The organism is Bacillus sp. SB49, assembly GCF_000469135.2.
GTDB lineage: Bacteria > Bacillota > Bacilli > Bacillales > Halobacillaceae > Halobacillus.
Map to the genome: position 1 here is coordinate 1,700,552 of NZ_CP048117.1, position 21,926 is coordinate 1,722,477.

Here is a 21,926-nt window from a genome sequence, read left to right on the forward strand (position 1 = left end):
ATGGAACGGAATCTTACTTGGCACGAAGCATCTGTAAGTCAGGAATCCTACCGGAATAAGAATGGACACCACAGTGGTGTCCTCTGGTTCACGGGACTTTCCGGTTCCGGCAAGTCCAGCATCGCCAATCAGCTGAACCATCTCCTGCATGAGCGTGGTGTTCATACGTATCTCCTTGATGGCGATAACATCCGTCACGGATTGAATGCGGATCTCGGTTTTTCTGAAGCGGATCGTACGGAAAATATTCGAAGGATTGGGGAAGTCGCAAAGTTGTTTGCTGATAGTGGGACGATTGTACTGACAGCATTTATCTCTCCGTTCAAGAGTGACAGGGAGCAGGTGCGCGCATCAATTCCAGAAGGGGACTTCCTTGAGGTTTATGTTGAGTGTCCATTGGAAGCTTGTGAAGCACGTGATCCTAAAGGGCTTTATAAAAAAGCCCGCTCCGGAGAGATCAAAGGCTTTACTGGAATCGATTCTCCATATGAAGCCCCCGAAACACCGGAAGCTGTTGTTTCCTCTCATCAATATGATATCGAAGCATGTGCCGAACAGCTGTTGCAGGTTTTGGAAGAAAAAGGGTGGATACCGAAGGGAGCATCATAGATGGCTAAGGTTTATATTGTCGGAGCAGGACCAGGTGATTATGATTTGATTACGGTCAAAGGGCTGAAAGCAATCCAGCAGGCGGACGTTATTCTGTATGACCGGCTCATCAATCAAGAATTACTCGATGAAGCCCCGGATCATGCGGAGCTTATATTCTGTGGGAAACGGCCGGATCATCACGCCTTGACACAATCAACAATCAATCATCTTTTGTGTAAATATGCGCTTCAGGGCAAAACAGTCACTCGATTGAAAGGCGGCGATCCGTTCGTATTCGGGCGCGGTGGAGAAGAGGCGGAAGAACTTTCCCGACGCCAGATCGCTTTTGAAATTGTTCCCGGAATTACCTCCGGTATCGCGGCTCCCGCTTATGCAGGCATACCTGTCACCCATCGGGAATACAGTTCTTCCGTAGCCTTCATCTCCGGGGTAAGTAAGCTTGGCATTGAAGAGGATGCTTATTGGGAACACGTAGCGAAAAGTATGGACACTCTTTGTATATACATGGGTGTGAAGAAGCTGCCGGATATCTGCGGAAAACTCGTGAAACATGGCAGAGGGCTCGATACTCCTGTCGCTCTCGTTCGATGGGGCACGACGGAACAGCAGGAAACCGTTACCGGGACGCTTGAGGATATCGTTGCTAAAGCTGCAGATATGAAGAACCCGGCGATGATCGTCGTTGGTGAAGTTGTGAAATTGCGTGAGCAGCTGCAGTGGTTTGAATCGATACAGCAGGAGGACCAGGTGGACATCGCAAAATCGATTGTCGGCTGAATGAAAGGGGGAGAAAGATGGACGCAGTTCTCTATGTCAGTCATGGAAGCAGAAAGAAAGAAGCAACAGAGCAGGCGCTTGATTTTTTGAGTAAAGTCCAGGAAGAGATCGGCATTCCCCTTTTCGAACGATGTTTTCTTGAATTAGCCGAACCAGACATTGAGGAAGGAATCCACCGTCTTGTCAAGAAGGGTGCGACGAGAATCGCCGTTTTACCGGTACTGCTTCTGAGCGCGGGGCATTATTTTGAAGATATACCGGAGGAGCTTGATAAGGCGAAGCTGCGCTTTCCTGGTGTTGAACTGCATTACGGGGAACCCCTTGGAGTACAGGAGCGTATTATCGACGTCCTTGTTGATCGAGTAAGGGACATTGTTGCAGGGAATCAAACTCCTAATATCCTTCTCGTTGGAAGGGGCAGCAGACATCCATCAACAAGAACAGCAATGGAATTTATTGGAGAGCGTTTGCGGAGCAAAGCGGGTGCGGACAGTGTTCATGTTTGTTACCTTGCCGCAATCACTCCAAGCTACGATGAGGCTTTTCATGCAGTGTTGGAATCGGGTAAGCCTACCGTCGTCGTCCCGTACCTGTGGTTTACCGGAGTACTTCTCCGTTCTATGGAAGCTAAGGTGCAAAAGGCTGCGGAACAAGGATATGCGGTGAAGATTTCCGGACATTTGAATGACCATCCTCATATGATCGAAGCGATGGCGGATCGTGTGAAAGAAACGCTGGTGGGAATGAAGACACCTTGAGAGGAGACTTCCTGTGAACAGTCACTTACCTATGATGGTGGAATGGAAAGGGCGGAGAGTCGTCGTTGCCGGCGGTGGGCGCGTCGCGCTTAAGCGGGTGAAAACGCTGATGACCTGCCGCGCAGAAATAATCGTTGTCAGCCCTTCCCTCCATCCCGAGCTTTCCCTGTTGGAGAAGAGTGGGGAGATTACTTGTTACCGTCGAACGTTCACTAGTTCCGACAGCAAAGGAACGGACCTCCTGATCATTGCTACAAGCGACCAAAAAGAGAATGACCGTATTGCTGCTTTAAGTGAAAGGATACCACTGATCAACAGAGTGGATGGTGGCAGCGGGGGGAATGTACACTTTCCGGGCTTCCTTAAACGCGGGAGGCTGACAATATCCGTATCAACCGACGGAGCGAGTCCGATGCTTGCCTCCAAATTAAAACAACGCCTGGAAAGCGAGTACGGGGAAGGTTATGGGGAGTATGTTGACTTCTTACATCACTGCCGTACGCTGCTTAAAGAAAGTAGTATGAACAAAGAAACACAGCATGATTTTTTAAGGGAAATCCTCAAGGAGGACTACCACGATACAGAAGCGCAAAAGCGGGTGCTTGATGATATACATAGCTATAGGAAAGGGGGAGGGACGTGTCAGGATTAACGAATAAACACATAGGTGTGGCAGCGGATCGAAGGTCGGAAGCCATTACTTCTCTTATAGAAAATTTAGGCGGCCGTGCCTCTGTCTATCCGATTCAAGGGAAGCAGGTGCTCCACGAAGAGCGCTGTGTGAGAAATGTCAAAGACTATCTGGATGAACCATTCGACCTTGTCGTCTTAACAACAGGAATCGGTGCAAGGACGCTTAACAATGCAGCCTCTGAAAGAAAATTGTCCCGTGCTTTTGTAAAAAAGCTGAACACGGAAACGCTTGCTGTTAGAGGTTCGAAGACAATGGATTGGTTAAAAGAAAACGAGATACAGCCGGCCCTCGTTGCGGCAGATGGGACGATGAAGGATCTTGTGGAGCGCATTCAGAAAGAAGCGGCTTCGGGTGGAAGGTTGTTCCTGCAGGCGTATGATCAGGATGATGCCGTATGGAAGGAATCCTTGGAACAACTTGGATTTTCCGTCTATTTATCAAAGCCTTACACATTTGAAAAGCCATCTTTGTCCATTATCGACAATTTGAAGAATGCTATTTTTGCGGGGGAACTGGATGCGGTGGTGTTCACGAGTAAAACTCAGGTGAAAAACTTGTTTGAAAAAGATGCGGATCGCAGCCGTCTCACCGCTTCCTTCGAAAAGGACGTCACAGCCGTCGCCGTTGGCAAAGTAACAGCAGAGGAGCTTGCCGGTCAGGGAATATCCACAGTGATTCAGCCGGCCCGTCCGAAAATGGGGGCGATGGTCGTCACACTTGATCGCTACTATAAAGCGAAAGCTTCCGAAATAAAAAAATAAAGGTTTTATGGAGGTGGAAATGTTGTCCTTACAAGTCAGCAACAGTCCGTTCAATAAAGATCAGGCGGACTTGTTAAACCAGTTATTAACATCATTAAGTAATCATCAAAAAATATGGTTAAGCGGGTATTTGGCATCTTCCCTGGCTTCAACCGAAGCAGACCCTGCTGCTCAGTCTCACCCTTCCACTACAGAGGAGAAGGCTGCTGCAACGAGGAGTATTACCATCCTCTACGGATCTCATACGGGGAACTGTCAGTCACTGGCAGAACAGTACAAGGAAACGTTGGATAAGAAGGGGTTTGAAACGACGTTATCAGCACTGGATGACTTCAAACCGAAGGCTTTGAAAAATGTAGAGGATCTTCTCATTTTGACCAGTACGCATGGAGAAGGAGACCCGCCGGATAACGCGCTGTCGTTTTATGAATTTATCCATGGGAAGCGTGCACCGAAGCTGGAGGGGGTTCGGTATTCGGTTTTGGCACTTGGAGACAGCTCTTATGACTTGTTCTGCGAGACCGGTAAAGTGATCGATGAGAAGCTCGCTGAACTTGGCGCGGAAAGGATGTATCCGAGGGTCGATTGTGATCTTGATTATGAAGATCCCGCGGAGGAGTGGTGGCGGGGCGTTAGTCAGCAGCTGGGTTCTGCGTCAGAAACCAATTCTCCTGCTGCAGCTGCTGCACCGCTTACGGACGACGTACCGGTCCACTCCAAATCTAATCCGTTTCAGGCGGAAGTGTTGGAGAACATCAATTTGAACGGGCAGGGTTCCAACAAAGAAACCCGGCATTTGGAGATCGACTTGGAAGGGTCCGGTCTGACCTATGAGCCTGGAGACAGTCTCGGAATCTATCCCCAAAATGAGCCTTCCTTGGTAGATGCACTGATTACAGAGATGAATTGGGATCCGGAGAAGTCCGTCTCAGTCAATAAGCAAGGGGAGGTCCGTGCGCTTAGAGAAGCGCTGCTGACCCATTTTGAGATTACGGTTCTTACCAAGCCCCTCCTCGAAAAGCTCGCTCCTTTTACTTCTAATGAGAGTTTAGCGGATCTCTTGACAGATAAAGAGCAAGTTTCCCAATACATTCACGGGAGGGATCTGTTGGATTTCGTCAAAGACTATGGACCTTGGGAAGTCGATGTCGATGCATTCCTTACTGCATTACGTAAGATTCCAGTACGTCTATATTCAATTGCCTCAAGCCTGAAAGCCAACCCCGACGAGGTTCATTTGACGGTAGGGGCGCTTCGCTATGATTCTCATGGGAGAAAGCGGACGGGAGTCTGTTCCGGACAGTGTGCCGAAAGGACGAAACCCGGGGATCAGCTTTCGGTTTTTGTACAGAAAAACCAGAATTTCAAGCTTCCGGAAGACACGACCCGGCCGATCATCATGATCGGCGCTGGTACTGGTATTGCACCTTACCGTTCCTTTATGGAGGAATGGGAAGAGTCGGAAGCGGAAGGGAAGTCATGGCTGTTCTTCGGTGAACAGCACTTCGTGACGGACTTTCTTTATCAGACGGAATGGCAGAAATGGATCAAAGACGGCGTTCTGACGAATATGGACGTTGCCTTTTCCAGGGATACAGATCAAAAGGTCTATGTGCAGCACCGCCTGCGTGAAAAGAGTAAAGAGGTCTTCCAATGGATTGAGGAAGGTGCTTATCTTTATATTTGCGGCGATGAGAAACACATGGCGAAAGACGTGCAGGAAACCCTGCTTGATATCTTCCAGCAGGAAGGCGCTTATACAAGAGAAGAAGCAGAAAATTATTTGACAGAACTTAGAAAATCAAAGCGCTATCAGAGAGACGTTTACTAATAGCGGGAAGGAGTTTTACGGATGTCTGAACACAAAACATTGCATAAACCGGAAGGTCCTCCGAGTGAAATGGAAGAGATTAAAGAAAAGAGCCGGTTTTTACGGGGCGATCTTGTCGAGAGTTTCCAGGAGCCGCTTTCTGCAAGCATTCCTGATGATCAAACGAAGCTTTTGAAATTTCACGGCAGCTACATGCAGGATGACAGGGACCTGCGGAACGAACGAAAAAAGCAGAAATTAGAGCCGGCGTATCAATTCATGATCAGGGTGCGCCTTCCCGGTGGTGTGGCGACTCCCGACCAGTGGCTGGCTATGGATCGTTTGGCAGACCAGTACGGCAATGAAACGCTGAAACTGACGACCCGTCAGACGTTTCAAATGCACGGTATTTTAAAATGGAACATGAAGAAGACGATACAGGCGATGGATGCCGTATTGATGGACACCATTGCGGCATGTGGCGATGTGAACAGGAACGTCATGTGTAACGTTAACCCTGAACAATCCGCCCTTCATAAAGAAGTGTATGAGTGGTCGAAGAAAGTGAGTGAACATCTCCTTCCGCGGACAAGAGCTTATCATGAAATTTGGCTGGATGAAGAAAAAGTGGTGGACGGTCAGGAAGAAGAGCCGATTTACGGACCGCTGTATCTGCCGAGGAAATTCAAAATAGGCATTGCCGTTCCACCTTCCAATGACGTCGATGTGTTTTCACAGGACCTGGGGTTCATCGCTGTATTGGACGATGGAAAGCTGCAGGGATTCAACGTCGTCGTTGGCGGGGGGATGGGAATGACCCACGGCGACACTTCGACATATCCGCAGCTCGGTCGTACCATCGGCTTCTGTGTGCCGGAGCAGGTGGTTGATGTAGCGGAGAAAATTTTGACGATACAGCGGGATTACGGCAATCGTTCCAATCGTAAGAACGCCCGGTTCAAGTACACGGTTGACAGATTAGGAGCCGATCAGATTCTGGAGGAACTTAATCGTCGATTAGGTTATGCGTTGGAAGAAGCGAAGGCATATCATTTTGATCACAACGGGGACCGGTACGGCTGGGTCAAAGGAGAAGACGGGACCTGGCACCACACATTCTTTATCCAGAATGGACGCATCAAGGATGCGGAAGGGTATAAATTAAAGGAAGCAATGAGAAAAATAGCGGAAACCCAAATCGGGGAATTCCGTTTGACCCCCAACCAAAACCTTATCATCTCACGAGTATCAGAAGCGGAGAAGCCTGTGATTGAAGCATTGATTGAACAATACGGGTTGTCGGACGGCAGCCAGAATTCTGCTCTCCGTCGAAATTCAATGGCATGTGTTTCGATGCCGACTTGCGGATTGGCAATGGCGGAGGCGGAGCGGTATCTCCCGACATTGATCGACCACCTGGAAGAGATTTTAGATGAAGCCGGATTGAAAGAACAGGAGATCGTTATCCGAATGTCCGGATGCCCGAATGGGTGTTCCCGCCCGGCGTTGGGAGAGATCGGATTCATTGGAAAAGGGCCTGGCAAATATAACATGTATCTCGGAGCTGGATTCACAGGGGATCGTTTGAATAAATTGTATAGAGAGAACATTGGTGAAGAAGAAATCCTTAAAGAGCTGAAACCGATGATTCACCGCTATGCGAAGGAAAGGGAAGAGGACGAGAAATTCGGAGACTTCGTTATCCGCAAAGGCTATGTAAAAGCGGTGGCATCCGGTCTTGATTTCCATGAGTGAGGTACCTGAAGATTGATCTGGGCATATGTTGGTAGGGTATAACTTCAACCAAAGAGGTGTCCCTATGAAGAATAAAAACGATCATTTGCCGGATTTGTTTCAGCAGGATTTGGAAGATGTGATGAAAGTAGTTGATTCCTTTTTTGGAGATGCCTTCCAGAAGCTCGATCACTATATCCAAACCACCACTATTCCGATAGAGGTGGTTGAAACAGACAAAGAATACACGATTGAAGCATATCTTCCGGGAGTTAAGAGAGAGCAGATTCATCTTGAACATGTCGGCAGCCAGGTGAGAATCAGGGTGGAGGGTTCCGAGGATCGTTACGTTCATGATCACTCCATGAATTATTTTAATCAGAGCCGTTCGTTTACTCGGAAAGAAAGAATCATTCCACTTCCATTCACTGTTTCAGACACTGTCTTTCGGGCATCTTTCCAAGACGGCCTGCTGACGATTTTATTTAAAAAGCAGGGTTCGTCTATCATTCCTATTGAAGATTAAAAAAGAAGACGTTTCAACGTCTTCTTTTTTTGTTTTCTTTTCTGCCTGTTCACATAAACATGAAGAAAGGAGCAAACAAGGGGAGGTTTTATTCTTGCCTATGGTCTGGGTACCCTATCCCTATTTCATGTATGATTACCGGATTCCTGCTTATGTTCAAGTCGGCAGACCAGCTTTCCCTGAAGTCGACAGCAGCTTGTTTCGTCAATCTGCGAAGGCAGCGAAACAAATGATGAACGGGGCAGAGAAAGTGATGGAGCGGGTGGAGGCATCGAAGGAATTCGCCGATGAGCTAATGGAGGCAGCTCAGCGGTCGAATCGTCCAAAGGTGGAACAAATGATTAAAGAGGCTGGAGCAGTGGGAGATTTCGACTTTGATTATAACCCGGAGAGGATCAAAATTCAGTGGAAAGGCACGGCTGGAGGGGTAGACTGCTGCAAAATGACCGTAATGCTCCGCTGGCGTGTCCAAAGAGGTTAGAGATTTGTAGCGAAATAAAAAACCGGCTGATCACCCTTCTTCAAGAGAAAGGGTGCAGCCGGTTTTTTCAGAGAACGGGTAAATACGTTCATCTGTATTAATGTCCAAGTGAACGAACGATAAATTCAATGAGAAAGATCATGGCGATAAGAACGACTGGTGCCGACAATTCCCTTTGCTTTCCAATAGCAAACTTGACAATAGGGTAGGCAATAAATCCAAAAGCCATCCCATCTGCTATGGAATAAGTGAACGGAATCATCACAATGATAAGAAAGGCCGGCATGGACTCTGATAATTGGTCAATCGGAATCTCTTTGATGTTCTGCACCATAAGGGCCCCGACGATGATTAGAATCGGCGCAATAGCTGTAGAAGGCACCATAGAGATCCAAGGGATTAGAAAAAGCGTCCCGATGAACAACACAGCCATCGTCAAGCTCGATTTTCCGCTTTTACCGCCTGAGGCTATAACAGCTGCACTCTCTGCGGATGAAACAGTAGGCGAAGTGCCGAGGAACCCTGTCGTAAGTGCGGAAAAGGCAGACGCCTGATAAGAACGTTTGAACTTCCCTTCTTGATCAAGCATTCCCAGCTGTCCGTGGATCAAACCCATGTTTTCAAAGATGAGTACGATCGCCAGCGGAAAGACCGCCATCCAAAAACCGAATTGTCCAATGGTTGAAAAGTCCGGCATATAGGCGAAGGATTGGCTTCCGAGAGAAATGGGATCTCCTTTTTCACCAAGAACGCCGGTGAACTTCGCAAGAATCGTTCCTGCGACCATCGTGATCAGGAAGTTCCCAGGTACATTTCTGGTGAAGAGGAAAATGCCGATGAACAGCGTCAGGATACTCGTCATTACTAGTGCTGACGAGGGGTTTCCAAGGGCAATCAACGAGTGATCGCCTTTGACGACAAGTCCACCTTTCTCCAATCCGATCAATGTAAGGAATAAACCTAATCCGACCGTAATGGCGTGCTTCAAAGAAGAAGGGATCGCCTGCTTCAGCCAGTCTCCAAGCTTCGTAAATGCTGTGATGAGAAACAGTATCGAAGCAACGACGACAACGGCCAGCCCCTGCTGGAAATCCATTCCTGTCCCTTCGACAATGGAATAGGCGAATAAAGCGTTGACCCCCATACCTGGTATCAGAACCATAGGTGCGTTCGCATATAAGGCCATGATCAAACAGCCTAGTGCACTGGCAAGAATCGTTGCCACCATTCCGCTTTCAAGCGGAAGTCCGGCACTCTCCATGATCTGGCTGTTGACAGCTACGATGTAAACAGTCGTAAAATAGCCGATTAAACCTGCCAGACCCTCTTTCTTCCAGTCTGCACGATTGCTTTGCTGATTGAGCATTTCAATCTCCTCTATGAAGTTATCCCTCTCCCACCCGGTTACCGAGTAACCCACAACCATCTATTTTACTCTTGATTAAAGTATCTTACAAGCAGCATTATTTGTATTCTAGTAAAATGGAGGTGAAAATCTCAAGTTTGTGATAAGATGATAGGGGATTATTCGATGTTAGTAAGCGTTTTCTTTCGTGCAATAGAGACAGAAACAAGGGGAAGGTGAAACAAATGAAATATCGTTCTGTTTTCGATATCATCGGACCTGTCATGATCGGTCCGTCCAGTTCACATACAGCAGGTGCGGCCAGGATAGGCAGAGCCGCACGTCATTTATTCGGCAGAGAGCCCAAATATGCGCATATCCATCTGTATGGATCATTTGCAAAAACTTATAAAGGGCACGGTACAGATGTCGCGATTATCGGAGGGCTGCTCGATTACGATACCGACGATCAGCGGATCCGGGAATCTTTGGTAACAGCAAGGAAGAACGGAATGAAAATCCGTTTTTATGAGGAGGATTCCCATACGGATCACCCGAACACCGCCCGCGTCAAAATAGGTGATGAGGATGGAGAACTTGAGCTTGTCGGCATATCCATCGGAGGCGGTAAGGCGGAGATTACGGAGCTGAACGGCTTTGAACTGCGTTTGTCGGGAAGCCACCCTGCCATTTTATTGATTCATAATGATCGTTACGGAGCAATTGCCTCTGCGACGGCGGTCCTTGCCAGGAATGAAATCAATATCGGTAGAATGGAAGTATCGAGGAAAGCGCAGGGAGAACAGGCGCTTATGGTGATCGAAGTGGATCAGAATATCGACGACTCCGTTTTGAACGAGTTGGAGCGTGCTGATCATATTACACAAGTAGCCAAAATATCAGACTGACAACAAAGAAAGGGGCGATCCCATGTTTCGCAACGTAGCAGAGCTTGTTGAAATGGCAGAGAGTCAAAACATACAGATCTCGGAAGTGATGATCCGTCAGGAAATGGACGTGAAGCAGCTGACGAGAGAAGAAGTGATCGAGCAGATGGAAAGGAACCTGTCTGTAATGGAGAAAGCGGTTGAGGATGGACTGAAAGGGGTAAAATCCCACAGCGGCCTGACCGGAGGTGACGCCGTACTCATCCAGAATTATATGAAGAATCATACTCCTTTATCCGGTAATCTGATGATGGACGCCGTAAGTAAAGCAGTTGCCACTAACGAAGTCAATGCGGCAATGGGTACGATTTGTGCGACGCCGACAGCTGGAAGTGCCGGGTGTGTCCCGGGTACATTGTTTGCTGTGAAAAATCAATTGAAACCGACGCGGGAACAGATGGTACGGTACTTGTTTACGTCCGGCGCTTTCGGATTCGTTGTAGCCAATAATGCTTCTATTTCCGGTGCGGCAGGCGGCTGTCAGGCGGAAGTAGGTTCTGCTGCCGGTATGGCAGCTGCGGCCATTGTAGAAATGGCAGGAGGCACTCCTTCCCAATCAGCGGAAGCGATGGCGATAACACTTAAGAATATGCTAGGTCTAATTTGCGACCCTGTAGCTGGATTGGTGGAAGTCCCGTGTGTGAAAAGGAACGCCATGGGGGCATCGAACGCAGTCGTAGCTGCAGATATGGCGCTCGCAGGTGTGACGAGCCGTATTCCATGTGATGAGGTTATCGATGCCATGTATAAGGTGGGACAGCGCATGCCGTCAGATTTCCGTGAAACAGCCCAGGGGGGGCTCGCCGCCACTCCAACAGGAAGAGAGCTTGAAGCGAAAGTGTACGGAATCTCGTTGAAGAAAGAGTGAAACCATTGCTGCAACAGTCTATCAGTGAAGTGAAAGGTGTAGGACCGAAACTGGCAACGAATTTGAATGAATTGGGTTTGTTTACGGTCGAGGATTTATTGTTTTATTTTCCGCACCGTTATGATTCTTATGAAATTAAACCCCTGACAGAATTAGAAAACAATGAGAAGGCGACAATTGAGGGACAGGTCGTCTCCGATCCTGTCCTCAGTTTTTTTGGTAGGAAAAAGTCGCGGTTGACGTTCACGTTGCAGGTGGAACAGTTCGCTGTGAAGGCTGTAATGTTCAATCGCGCTTTTGCCAAGAAACAGCTGAACCCGGGAGATACCGTTACGGTGACGGGGAAATGGGACCAGCAGCGGCTGCAGATTACAGTCAGCCAGTTCAAAAAAGGCGAGTCGAAAGAACAGGAACCGATCCAGCCGGTTTATACGCTGAAAGAAGGAGTCAGCTTAACGACACTCAGGAAAGTGATCCGTACAGCTCTTGATGCGTATGGGCAAGACGTTCCTGAGATTCTCCCTGAAGAGTTGACATTGGGATATAAGCTTCCGGACCGCGTACAGGCTTTAAGACAAATGCATTATCCCGACAGCAGGGTATTGCTTAAGCATGCGAAGCGCCGGTTCATCTATGAGGAGTTTCTTATCTTCCAGCTCAAAATGCAGCTTCTCCGTAAGTATCACCGGGAGGCGAGTGAAGGGCTAGTCCAGCGGTATGACAACGGACGCTTGACGGAGTTCGTACAGGCCCTGCCATTCGAACTGACCTCGGCTCAGAAAAAGGCGCTTGCGGAAATTCTCCACGATATGAAGCATCCGCATCGGATGAACCGCCTGCTGCAAGGGGATGTTGGTTCAGGTAAAACCGCCGTAGCTGCCATCGGTCTTTATGCATCCATCACCGCCGGTTTTCAAGGAGCGCTAATGGTTCCTACAGAAATTCTTGCTGAGCAGCATTACCAATCGCTTAAAGAAATGTTTAGTGGACGTGCCAATGTCGCTCTGCTTACAGGTTCCATAAAGGGGAAAAAGCGACAGGAAATATTGGAGGCTGTTGAGCGGAAAGAAGTAGATATCCTGATCGGTACTCATGCGTTGATTCAGGACGAGGTCGTGTTTTCCGACCTGGGATTCGTTATTGTTGACGAACAGCATCGTTTCGGTGTCAAACAGCGGAGAGCCCTTCGGGATAAAGGTTTACATCCGGACGTACTGTTCATGACGGCGACACCGATCCCCCGGACGCTGGCCATAACGGCTTTCGGGGATATGGACGTCAGCGTCATTGATGAAATGCCTGCAGGGAGGAAGCCGGTAGAGACTTATTGGGTAAAAGGTGAGATGACCAACCGCGTTTTAAGCTTTATTAAAAAAGAAATTGACCAGGGACATCAAGCTTATGTCATCAGCCCGTTGATTGAAGAGTCGGATAAACTGGATATACAGAATGCTGTTGATCTCTATCATCAATTAAGTGCTGTGTTTGAACCGGATGTTTCCGTCGGCCTCATGCATGGACGCTTACATAATGAAGAGAAAGAAGCCGTCATGGAACGGTTTGCAGCTAATGAGCTGAGTATTCTTGTATCTACGACGGTGGTGGAAGTAGGGGTGAATGTTCCGAATGCGACCATGATGGTCATCTACGATGCCGAGCGCTTCGGACTTTCTCAGCTCCATCAGCTTAGAGGCCGTGTCGGCAGGGGCTCTGATCAAAGTTATTGTATTCTGCTTGCAGACCCTAAGGGCGATGTGGGCAAAGAGAGGATGCGGATCATGACCGAAACGAATGACGGCTTTGAACTTTCCGAGCAGGATTTGAAGCTCAGGGGGCCTGGAGATTTCTTCGGCAGGAAACAAAGCGGCCTTCCGGAATTCAGAGTCGGAGATATGGTTCATGATTACAGAGCGTTGGAAACGGCGCGAAAGGATGCAGCCGATCTCGTCCTTTCTGATTCATTGGAGCGAGATCCGCGCTACCACTCTTTGAAGGAATTGCTGTATGAGGATAAGAGTATTCTTGGGAATGTATTGGACTGAGAGATATGCTTTCTTCCTTCAGGGTTCCGGCAGACAAGCCGGAACCTTTTATTTATGAAAGAGAATCGGATGGAATTTTCAGAAAAATAACCCCCTCCTTGCGTAATCGGACATGGTATTATATATTACTATTAGTACCTAGTCATAAAGTCGAGCGTTTATGCTAGATGAACGGTGGAATCAATATGAGAAAACCTAAGAAGATTCGTCAGGAAGAATTGAAAAATCAAATTGACCGTGTGCCTTTTATTACGGATGAAGAGCTTGCAAAAACCTTTGGTGTCAGTATACAAACCATTCGTCTCGACCGGATGGAAATGGGGATTCCGGAGCTTCGTGAAAGAATTAAATCTGTTGCGAATCAGGAATGGAACGGTACGGTGAAAGCTCTGCCTATCGAAGAAGTCATTGGTGAGGTTGTAGATCTTGAATTGGACGACAGGGCTATTTCCATTTTGGATATTCGTCCCGACCACGTATTCTCGCGTAATCACATTGCGAGGGGGCACCACCTGTTCGCCCAGGCGAATTCACTTGCTGTAGCCTTGATCGACGATGAACTTGCTTTGACTGCCCGGTCCACTATACACTTCTCCCGTCCCGTCAAACTCGGGGAGCGCGTCGTTGCCAAAGCGACTGTCCAAGGAGAAGGGGAGAAGGGCAGAACGATTGTCAAAGTCCACAGCTACGTCGGTCAGGAAGAAGTGTTTGCGGGTACATTTGAAATGTACCGTTCTAAACAATAGAAGGAGATGGAAGAGATGAAACTCGTCATAGATGCGATGGGAGGCGACCATGCTCCGGAAGCTGTCGTGAAAGGAGCCGTCCAGGCAGCTGATGCCATTGATGGACTGCACATCACGCTGGTCGGAGATGAATCGCTGATCTCCCCTTATTTGAAGGGGCAGGAAAACGTAACGGTAATACATACGACAGAAATGATTACGGCGGAAGATGAACCTGTAAGAGCTGTTCGAAAGAAGAAGAATGCATCCATGGTTCTCATGGCGAATGAAGTCAAGGAAGGAAGGGCTGATGCCTGCATTTCCGCCGGAAATACGGGTGCCCTGATGAGTGCGGGACTATTCATTGTCGGCAGAATGAAAGGTGTGGATCGTCCGGCGTTAAGCCCGACACTTCCTACCATAGACGGAAAAGGATTCTTAATGCTTGATGTTGGTGCGAACGTTGATGCGAAACCGGCGCATTTACTGCAATATGCCGTCATTGGCTCCATTTATGCAGAACAGGTCCGCGGTTTGGAACGTCCCCGTGTCGGACTGCTGAATGTAGGTACAGAAGAAGGAAAAGGCAGCGATTTGACGAAGAAGGCGTTCCAACTGATGAAGAATGCTCCGATTCATTTTGTCGGAAATGTGGAAGCACGTGATTTGCTGAATGGTGCAGCGGACGTCGTAGTGACTGACGGTTTCACAGGGAACGTCGCATTAAAAACAATTGAAGGTACGGCTATGTCGATGTTCTCTATGATTAAACAAACATTCATGAGTAACTTTAAGACGAAGATTGCTGCCGGTCTTGCTAAAAACGATCTGAAAGGATTGAAGACACAGCTTGATTACTCGGAGTATGGAGGAGCAGGGTTGTTCGGTTTAGCAGCACCTGTGATTAAAGCCCACGGCTCGTCTAACGAAAGAGCCGTTTTCAACGCCATTCGTCAAGCTTGTCAGATGGTGGAGTTAAATGTGACAGAAACTATTGCGGAAACGCTCAAACAAATGGATTCAGAGGAGGATGAATCATGAAACGTATAGCAGCAGTATTCCCAGGACAAGGCTCTCAAGAGGTAGGCATGGGGAAAGCGATGTATGAGACGTACCCTTCTGTAAAGGAATTATTCGACCGTGCGGATGAAGCGCTCGGTTATTCACTCTCGACCCTCATGTTCGAAGGTCCTGCAGAAACCTTGACGAAAACGGAGAATGCCCAGCCGGCTCTTCTTCTTAATAGTGTAGCCATCCAGATGGTCTTGGAAGAAGAAGGAATAAAACCGGCGATGACGGCTGGTCACAGCCTTGGTGAGTACAGTGCGCTTGTCAGTGCTGGTGCGCTGGATCCAATTGATGCAGTGAAGCTTGTTCACGTGCGTGGAAAATTGATGGAAGAGGCTTTCCCGACGGGTAAAGGGACGATGGCAGCCGTGCTGGGTCTTGATCGTTCTGATATCGAAAAGACGCTGGAAGGCTTCGACGGTGACCTCACGGTAGATTTAGCCAACATTAACTGTCCTGGACAAATCGTTATTTCTGGTACGAAAGAGGGCGTGGACAAAGCTTCTGAAAAACTCTCCGATGCCGGAGCGAAACGTGTCCTTCCATTGAACGTAAGCGGACCTTTCCATTCCAGATTGATGAAACCGGCCAGTGATGAATTTGCAGAGTATTTGAATCGTATAGAAGTGAAAGATGCGCAGATTCCGGTCTATGCAAATGTGACGGCAGCGCCTGTAACAGACGCTGGAACGATCAGGAACTTGCTTGTTGAGCAATTGTATTCACCGGTCCGTTTCCATGAAATTTTAGACGCGTTCGTCGAAGAGGATGTCGACGCCATCGTCGAAGTAGGTCATGGGAAGGTGCTGAGCGGCCTTGTTCGCAAAGTGAAGCGCAGGATGAAAACGTTTAGTATCCAGGACCCTGATACTATGCACGCATTCTTGGAATGGAATAAGGAGGAGTCTTCATGATTTTACAAGATCGATCGGCTCTTGTTACGGGAGCTTCCAGAGGAATAGGAAAAGCGATTGCCCTTGAGCTTGCAGCAAAAGGGGCAAAAGTGGCAGTTAACTTCGCCGGGAGTGAAGACAAAGCCGAGGCAGTCGTTCAGGAAATCCGTGAAAACGGCGGAACAGCTATTAAAATTCAGGCGAACGTGTCTGATGCAGATGATGTGAAACGAATGGTGAAGACTGTTGTGGATGAGTTCGGCAGTCTGGATATTCTTATTAACAACGCTGGCATCACGAAGGATAACCTTCTGATGCGGATGAAGGAAGAAGAATTCGATGCCGTCATCGACACCAATTTAAAAGGTGTTTTCCTTTGTACGAAAGGTGTGACGCGTCAGATGATGAAGCAGAAGTATGGCCGTATCATCAATGTCGCGTCCATCGTCGGCGTCTCCGGAAACCCCGGCCAGGCGAACTACGTAGCTGCAAAAGCCGGTGTCATAGGAATGACGAAGTCGAATGCTAAGGAGCTTGCCGCGCGGAACATTCATGTCAACGCGGTAGCGCCGGGGTATATTGCTACGGATATGACCGATGCTTTGACAGATGAACAGCGGGAGCAGATGCTTAATCTGATTCCTTTATCCCGTCTGGGTGAAGCGAAAGATGTCGCGCGTGTCGTGCGTTTTCTTGCCTCTGAGGACGCAGATTATATGACAGGCCAGACGCTTCACATTGACGGTGGAATGGTGATGTAACAAACGTGGTGGAAAAGGTTATTGGATAAGTCCTTGCGCTTTTTCCGGCACCTTACTATAATTACTGAAGGGAGGTGAGGTTCCAATGGCAGATACATTTGATCGCGTAAAACAGATCATCGTCGATCGTCTCGACGTTGATGAGTCCAAAGTGGTTATGGAAGCTTCCTTCAAAGAAGATCTAGAAGCAGACTCTCTTGACGTAGTTGAGCTAGTAATGGAGCTTGAGGACGAGTTTGATTTGGAAATTTCTGATGAAGAAGCTGAAAAAATCAATACAGTAGGCGACGCTGTGAATTACATAAGCAGCCAGTCGTAAGGAGAATCGCTGTCCGTTTTATACGGGCAGCCTTTCCTGTATTTCAGAAATTCTCAGTAAAGGACAAGGTGATTTATGGATGATTTTTCGAGTTTCCAGAACAAAATTAACATAAAGTTCCGTGATATTTCGTTACTGGAACAAGCTTTCACGCATTCATCTTATGTGAATGAGCATCGGAAAACCGACCGCGAAGACAACGAGCGTCTCGAATTTCTAGGTGACGCGGTCTTGGAACTGGGAGTATCCCAATACCTGTATCGGGAATTTCCTGATATGGCAGAGGGGGAGCTGACGAAATTCAGGGCTTCCATCGTTTGTGAAGTCTCTTTGGTAGAGTTTGCCAATGAGTTGAATTTCCAGGAGCTTATTCTTCTCGGTAAAGGAGAGGAAATGACGGGTGGACGCAACAGGCCTGCACTTTTGGCTGACGTGTTTGAAGCGTTTATCGGAGCCCTCTATTTGGATCAAGGCTATGACAAGGTCATACAGTTCCTTCAAACTTACGTTTATCCGAAAGTGAAAAAAGGTGCTTTTTCTCATGCGATGGATTTTAAAAGTCAGCTGCAGGAATTCATACAACGAGATAAGAATAGTAAAATTGAATACGAAATCGTCGAAGAAAGAGGACCTGCCCACAGCCGCGAATTTATTGCTCACGTCCGTATCCAGGATGATATCGGTGGAATCGGAGTCGGACGGACGAAAAAAGAAGCAGAACAGAAAGCTGCCCAGCAGGCGCTGGAGAATCACGGAGCGATTTCATAAAAAAAGACCGTCCACGGCAACTCATTTCATGCCTGGCGCGGTCTTTTTTTAGCTCTAATTGGATACGGCCCTGTTACTTGCGGTATTGTCCGAGTTCCGTAACGAAGGCTTGTATCTCGGAGACGCTTAAACTGCCTTTCATCTCAATAATGTCATGAAGGGATTTGATTTCTTCATAATTATTCAAATCGTAGTCTTCCGGATCCATAAGGGAACGGTTGACGACTTGCAGTTTATCTGCCATGTCATGGATGATCACGGCCAGATTCTCTTGGCTGGCTTCTTGTAAACTCAAGGTGTTTCCTCCTCCAGTGCGCTTAATAGTACTAGTACATATAATAAATCAGTTTCATCGTTTTTTAAACCCTCATCGGATAAAGAGGCGGAACCTTCCTACCGTAGGGTGTGCGAATATGATAAAATATACAAGTTGAGTGACAGATAGATTTGTGAAAATACAGGAGGATGAGTATGTTCCTCAAACAATTGGATACTATTGGATTTAAATCATTTGCCGAACGGGTAACCGTCGACTTTGTAACAGGTGTGACTTCCGTCGTCGGTCCTAACGGCAGCGGAAAGAGTAATATAACCGATGCTATACGCTGGGTGCTTGGTGAGCAGTCCGCTCGTTCCCTGCGCGGTGCGAAGATGGAAGATATCATCTTTGCAGGCAGTGAGACAAGAGCGCCATTAAATATGGCGGAAGTAACTTTAACATTAGATAACACCGATCAGGCACTTCCTCTTGACTATCAGGAAGTCAGTGTCACAAGACGAGTGTATCGTTCTGGTGAAAGCGAGTTTTATATTAATAACCAAACATGCCGTTTAAAGGATATTGTCGATCTATTTATGGATTCCGGCCTTGGACGGGAAGCTTTCTCTATCATCAGTCAAGGGAAAGTGGAAGAGATATTAAGTTCGAAGGCAGAAGAACGCAGATCGATTTTTGAAGAAGCAGCCGGTGTGCTTAAATACAAACAGCGCAAGAAAAAAGCGGAATATAAACTATCCGAGACACAAGAGAACTTGAACCGTGTCGAGGATATTCTTTATGAAATTGATGGTCAGCTGGAGCCTTTGAAGGAACAGGCGGCTATTGCTAAAGATTACTTGGAGAAGAAAGATGAATTGAAACATATAGAAATCTCCCTTCTCATCACACAAATTGAGAAGCTGCACGGAGAATGGCAGGCACTTTTGAAAGACCTCGAGAAAATCAAAGCGGAAGAGGCTTCCTTACAATTAAAGATTGATAACAAAGAACAAACAGTCTTGAAGCAGCGGTCGGACATGCAGGCGTTGGATGAGTCGATTGAAGATCTTCAGGAAACATTGCTGGTTCTCACGAAAGACCTTGAAAATTTTGAAGGTAAGAAACAACTTATGAAGGAACGCCATAAACATTTCGAAGAGAATAAATCAAAGCTTGAAGAAGCATACGAAGACCTTTCTGAAAAACTGGAGAGGTTGAAGGTGACCGCGGAAGAAGAGACGAAGCGCCTTGAGGAAACCAAACAGATCCGTAAGGAAACGAGGCGGGAACTCAACCAAACGAACCAGGCCCTGAATAAAGATGTCAACCGGATCGAAGAACAGATCGAAGATTTGAAGAGTGAGTACATTGAACTGTTGAATAAACAAGCGGCCAAACGGAACGAGAAGCAGCTTTTGGAGAAACAGTTAAATCAGATTCATTCCAAAAAAGGATTGCAGAACGATAAGTTTAAAGATTTAAGGGATGAACGAGCCAAACTGGAAGAACAGCTTCGGTTGACCACTTCTGAACAAGAAGAAGTTAAGAGTGAGAGGCAAAAGCTGGAATCCACGATTCAATCATTAACGGCTCAGGTGGAGCAGAGCAGAACGGCTTACCAAGAGTCGCAGGAGAAATTGTATAAAGGCTATCAATATCTGGAGAAGATGCGTTCCAAGAAAGAGATGCTTGAGGATATGAAAGAAGACTTCACCGGTTATTTCCAAGGCGTCAGGGAAGTGCTGAAGGCTCGTCAGAAAGGGCAGCTCCCTGGTGTGGAAGGAGCGGTTCTTGAACTCATTGACATCCCCTCTGATTTAATAACGGCTGTTGAAACGGCTCTTGGAGCTCAGGCGCAGCACATCGTGGTCAAGGATGAGCGGACAGGGAGACAGGCGATTCACTGGCTGAAGAGCAACAACAAAGGGAGGGCGACGTTCCTCCCTTTGGATGCCATTCAGGCACGCTCTGTCTATGGCAAAGAAAAGCTTGGCGGTCAGCCCGGGTTTGTGGGTATTGCGGGAGAGTTAGTAAAGTATGAGGAACCTTATGCAAAAGCGATTCAGCACCTGCTCGGTCATATCGTGATTGCGGAGGATTTGAAGAGTGCCAACCAGCTTGCAAACTATTTGAACCGGAAATACCGAATAGTGACAGTAGACGGGGATGTTGTGAATCCGGGCGGTTCGATGTCCGGTGGTGCAAAGAAACAGTCCAACCAGTCCCTGTTTACAAGGGAGAAAGAACTGCAGGATCTCACAGCCAAGATCGGTGAGTATGACCAGAAGGCGAAAGACATGGAGCGGAAGGTTATGCAGCTGAAAGAGCAGCTCACCCTTCAAGAGAAGGAAGCAGCCGGACATAATCAGGAACTCTCCGAATGGAAGAGGGAAGAATATGAGAAGGCATCGACTTTGAGGGAGCTGGAACTTAAATGGAACCATCTGAATGACCAACTGCAGCTTTTCGATCAGGATCAGGCCCAGTATGATCAGGACAGGGAAGATGCCCATGATCAATTAAATAACCTGGAGAAAGTCCTTGCATCGTTAGCGGAAGAACTTACACTGATTCAGAAGAAAATCGATGAACTGACGGACACGAAAGAACGCCAGAAGTTGGACGAAGCAAAGCTGACCAACCGAAAACAGGAGCTTGAGATCAAGCTTGCCGAACAGGAATCAGCCTATTCCAATCAGCAGGAGAAAACCGGCCGTTACTTGGAGGAGAAAGCACTCATTGAACAAGAGCTCCGTGGAAACCGTTCCTCTTATCAACAGTTGATGGAAGTTGCAGAGTCCAACCAAACGGAAGAAGAACTGCTCGAACTGATTGAGGAGACGAAGCAGAGGAAGGAAACGACTTCTGTCCTGATCCAGGAACGCCGAAAAGAACGGAATGAATACGGCTTCTCCATTCAGAGGGCGGAGCAGTTGTTGAAGGAATTAAAACGGAACCACCAGAACTTTATCCAGGACATTCAGCAGAAAGAAGTCAAAGCTAACCGCCAGGATGTAGAGCTCGAGAACATGCTTTCCTACTTGCAGGAAGAATATGTCATGACCTTTGAGAAGGCGAAACGGGAGTATGCCCCTGTAGAGGATATGGCTGCAGCAGAGACGAAAGTGAAGCTGATCAAGCGCGCCATTGAAGAATTGGGAACTGTAAACATCGGTGCTATTGATGAGTATGACCGTATCCTTGAACGATATGAGTTCTTAAAGACCCAACAGGACGACCTGTTGGAAGCGAAACAGACGCTTCATACGGTTATAGAAGAAATGGACGGAGAGATGAAGCGGAAATTTGAAGACACGTTTACGAAGATCCGTAACGAATTCGGAGAAGTGTTCCGCAGTCTCTTCGGAGGCGGAAAAGCCGACCTTAAACTTACCGATCCTGATAATATGCTTGAAACAGGTGTCGATATCGTCGCCCAGCCACCAGGTAAGAAACTGCAGAATATGAGTCTTCTGTCGGGAGGGGAACGGGCGCTGACTGCTATCGCGCTGTTGTTCTCCATCCTGCGTGTCAGACCTGTCCCGTTCTGTGTCCTGGACGAGGTGGAAGCGGCTCTTGATGAGGCAAATGTCGACCGGTTTGCAAAGTTCCTGAAGGAGTTTAGTGCGAAAACCCAGTTCATCGTCATTACTCACAGGAAAGGGACGATGGAAGAATCAGATGTACTCTATGGTGTGACGATGCAGGAGTCGGGAGTATCCAAACTCGTCTCTGTCAGGTTGGAAGAAGCACCGGAATTATTGGAAGCGTAGGAAGG

General features: G+C 47.7%; 21 protein-coding genes. 19 read left to right on the forward strand and 2 right to left on the reverse strand.

Annotated elements, in window-relative coordinates; all coding sequences use genetic code 11:
- The 9 genes from cysC (at position 1) to M662_RS08995 (ending at position 8,153) form a co-directional block, all read left to right on the forward strand.
- Complete coding sequence (cysC, locus tag M662_RS08955) at positions 1–609, forward strand: adenylyl-sulfate kinase (protein WP_026577489.1); 609 nt, start codon at positions 1–3, stop codon at positions 607–609.
- A complete protein-coding gene (cobA, locus tag M662_RS08960; RefSeq protein ID WP_008637214.1) occupies positions 610–1,389 on the forward strand; it encodes a uroporphyrinogen-III C-methyltransferase in 780 nt (259 codons plus the stop codon).
- 17 nt (positions 1,390–1,406) lie between these two features.
- On the forward strand, positions 1,407–2,147 hold the full coding sequence (locus tag M662_RS08965; RefSeq protein ID WP_008637213.1) for a sirohydrochlorin chelatase: 741 nt from the start codon (positions 1,407–1,409) through the stop codon (positions 2,145–2,147).
- 13 nt (positions 2,148–2,160) lie between these two features.
- The gene (locus M662_RS08970) at positions 2,161–2,799 is read left to right on the forward strand and encodes an NAD(P)-dependent oxidoreductase (protein WP_008637212.1); all 639 of its coding nucleotides are present in this window, start codon (positions 2,161–2,163) and stop codon (positions 2,797–2,799) included.
- Positions 2,787–3,602 carry a uroporphyrinogen-III synthase gene (locus M662_RS08975; RefSeq protein WP_026577488.1) on the forward strand — a complete coding sequence of 272 codons (816 nt, stop codon included), beginning with the start codon at positions 2,787–2,789 and terminating at the stop codon, positions 3,600–3,602. The genes M662_RS08970 and M662_RS08975 overlap by 13 nt, the downstream gene beginning before the upstream one ends.
- A 22-nt stretch (positions 3,603–3,624) precedes the next feature.
- Entirely contained in the window at positions 3,625–5,433 is a 1,809-nt protein-coding gene (locus M662_RS08980) for an assimilatory sulfite reductase (NADPH) flavoprotein subunit (RefSeq protein WP_026577487.1), read from the forward strand.
- Positions 5,434–5,454: 21 nt separating this feature from the next.
- Positions 5,455–7,167, forward strand: a complete 1,713-nt coding sequence (cysI, locus tag M662_RS08985) for an assimilatory sulfite reductase (NADPH) hemoprotein subunit (RefSeq protein WP_026577486.1) — start codon at positions 5,455–5,457, stop codon at positions 7,165–7,167.
- Between the two features lie 64 nt (positions 7,168–7,231).
- On the forward strand, positions 7,232–7,672 hold the full coding sequence (locus tag M662_RS08990) for an Hsp20/alpha crystallin family protein (protein ID WP_008637207.1): 441 nt from the start codon (positions 7,232–7,234) through the stop codon (positions 7,670–7,672).
- Between the two features lie 94 nt (positions 7,673–7,766).
- Positions 7,767–8,153 carry a YuzC family spore coat inner layer protein gene (locus tag M662_RS08995; protein ID WP_026577485.1) on the forward strand — a complete coding sequence of 129 codons (387 nt, stop codon included), beginning with the start codon at positions 7,767–7,769 and terminating at the stop codon, positions 8,151–8,153.
- Between the two features lie 97 nt (positions 8,154–8,250).
- Here M662_RS08995 and M662_RS09000 read toward each other — a convergent pair whose 3' ends face one another.
- Entirely contained in the window at positions 8,251–9,579 is a 1,329-nt protein-coding gene (locus M662_RS09000) for an NCS2 family permease (protein ID WP_008637205.1), read from the reverse strand.
- 164 nt (positions 9,580–9,743) lie between these two features.
- On the opposite strand from M662_RS09000, the gene sdaAB reads away from it, so the two are divergent.
- The 9 genes from sdaAB (at position 9,744) to rnc (ending at position 17,889) form a co-directional block, all read left to right on the forward strand.
- Positions 9,744–10,406, forward strand: coding sequence for an L-serine ammonia-lyase, iron-sulfur-dependent subunit beta (sdaAB, locus tag M662_RS09005; protein WP_026577483.1), 663 nt, complete (start codon positions 9,744–9,746; stop codon positions 10,404–10,406).
- 22 nt (positions 10,407–10,428) lie between these two features.
- Entirely contained in the window at positions 10,429–11,313 is an 885-nt protein-coding gene (sdaAA, locus tag M662_RS09010; RefSeq protein WP_008637195.1) for an L-serine ammonia-lyase, iron-sulfur-dependent, subunit alpha, read from the forward strand.
- Positions 11,310–13,355, forward strand: coding sequence for an ATP-dependent DNA helicase RecG (recG, locus tag M662_RS09015; protein ID WP_026577482.1), 2,046 nt, complete (start codon positions 11,310–11,312; stop codon positions 13,353–13,355). The genes sdaAA and recG overlap by 4 nt, the downstream gene beginning before the upstream one ends.
- 185 nt (positions 13,356–13,540) lie before the next feature.
- Positions 13,541–14,101 (forward strand): transcription factor FapR, encoded by a 561-nt coding sequence (fapR, locus tag M662_RS09020; protein WP_008637193.1) that lies wholly within the window; start codon positions 13,541–13,543, stop codon positions 14,099–14,101.
- A 15-nt stretch (positions 14,102–14,116) separates the two neighbouring features.
- Complete coding sequence (gene plsX, locus M662_RS09025; protein WP_008637191.1) at positions 14,117–15,121, forward strand: phosphate acyltransferase PlsX; 1,005 nt, start codon at positions 14,117–14,119, stop codon at positions 15,119–15,121.
- Positions 15,118–16,062 (forward strand): ACP S-malonyltransferase, encoded by a 945-nt coding sequence (fabD, locus tag M662_RS09030; RefSeq protein ID WP_026577481.1) that lies wholly within the window; start codon positions 15,118–15,120, stop codon positions 16,060–16,062. Before plsX ends, fabD begins: the two co-directional genes overlap by 4 nt.
- Positions 16,062–16,802 carry a 3-oxoacyl-[acyl-carrier-protein] reductase gene (gene fabG / locus M662_RS09035; RefSeq protein ID WP_026577480.1) on the forward strand — a complete coding sequence of 247 codons (741 nt, stop codon included), beginning with the start codon at positions 16,062–16,064 and terminating at the stop codon, positions 16,800–16,802. The genes fabD and fabG overlap by 1 nt, the downstream gene beginning before the upstream one ends.
- Positions 16,803–16,887: 85 nt before the next feature.
- Complete coding sequence (gene acpP, locus M662_RS09040) at positions 16,888–17,121, forward strand: acyl carrier protein (RefSeq protein ID WP_008637184.1); 234 nt, start codon at positions 16,888–16,890, stop codon at positions 17,119–17,121.
- A 75-nt stretch (positions 17,122–17,196) separates the two neighbouring features.
- Positions 17,197–17,889, forward strand: a complete 693-nt coding sequence (gene rnc / locus M662_RS09045) for a ribonuclease III (RefSeq protein ID WP_008637182.1) — start codon at positions 17,197–17,199, stop codon at positions 17,887–17,889.
- A 73-nt stretch (positions 17,890–17,962) separates the two neighbouring features.
- On the opposite strand, the gene M662_RS09050 is transcribed toward rnc, so the two are convergent.
- Positions 17,963–18,184, reverse strand: a complete 222-nt coding sequence (locus tag M662_RS09050) for a DUF1128 domain-containing protein (protein WP_008637180.1) — start codon at positions 18,182–18,184, stop codon at positions 17,963–17,965.
- A gap of 176 nt (positions 18,185–18,360) precedes the next feature.
- Between M662_RS09050 and smc the strand changes: the two genes are divergently transcribed.
- The gene (gene smc / locus M662_RS09055; protein WP_026577479.1) at positions 18,361–21,921 is read left to right on the forward strand and encodes a chromosome segregation protein SMC; all 3,561 of its coding nucleotides are present in this window, start codon (positions 18,361–18,363) and stop codon (positions 21,919–21,921) included.
- Positions 21,922–21,926 lie beyond the last annotated feature (5 nt).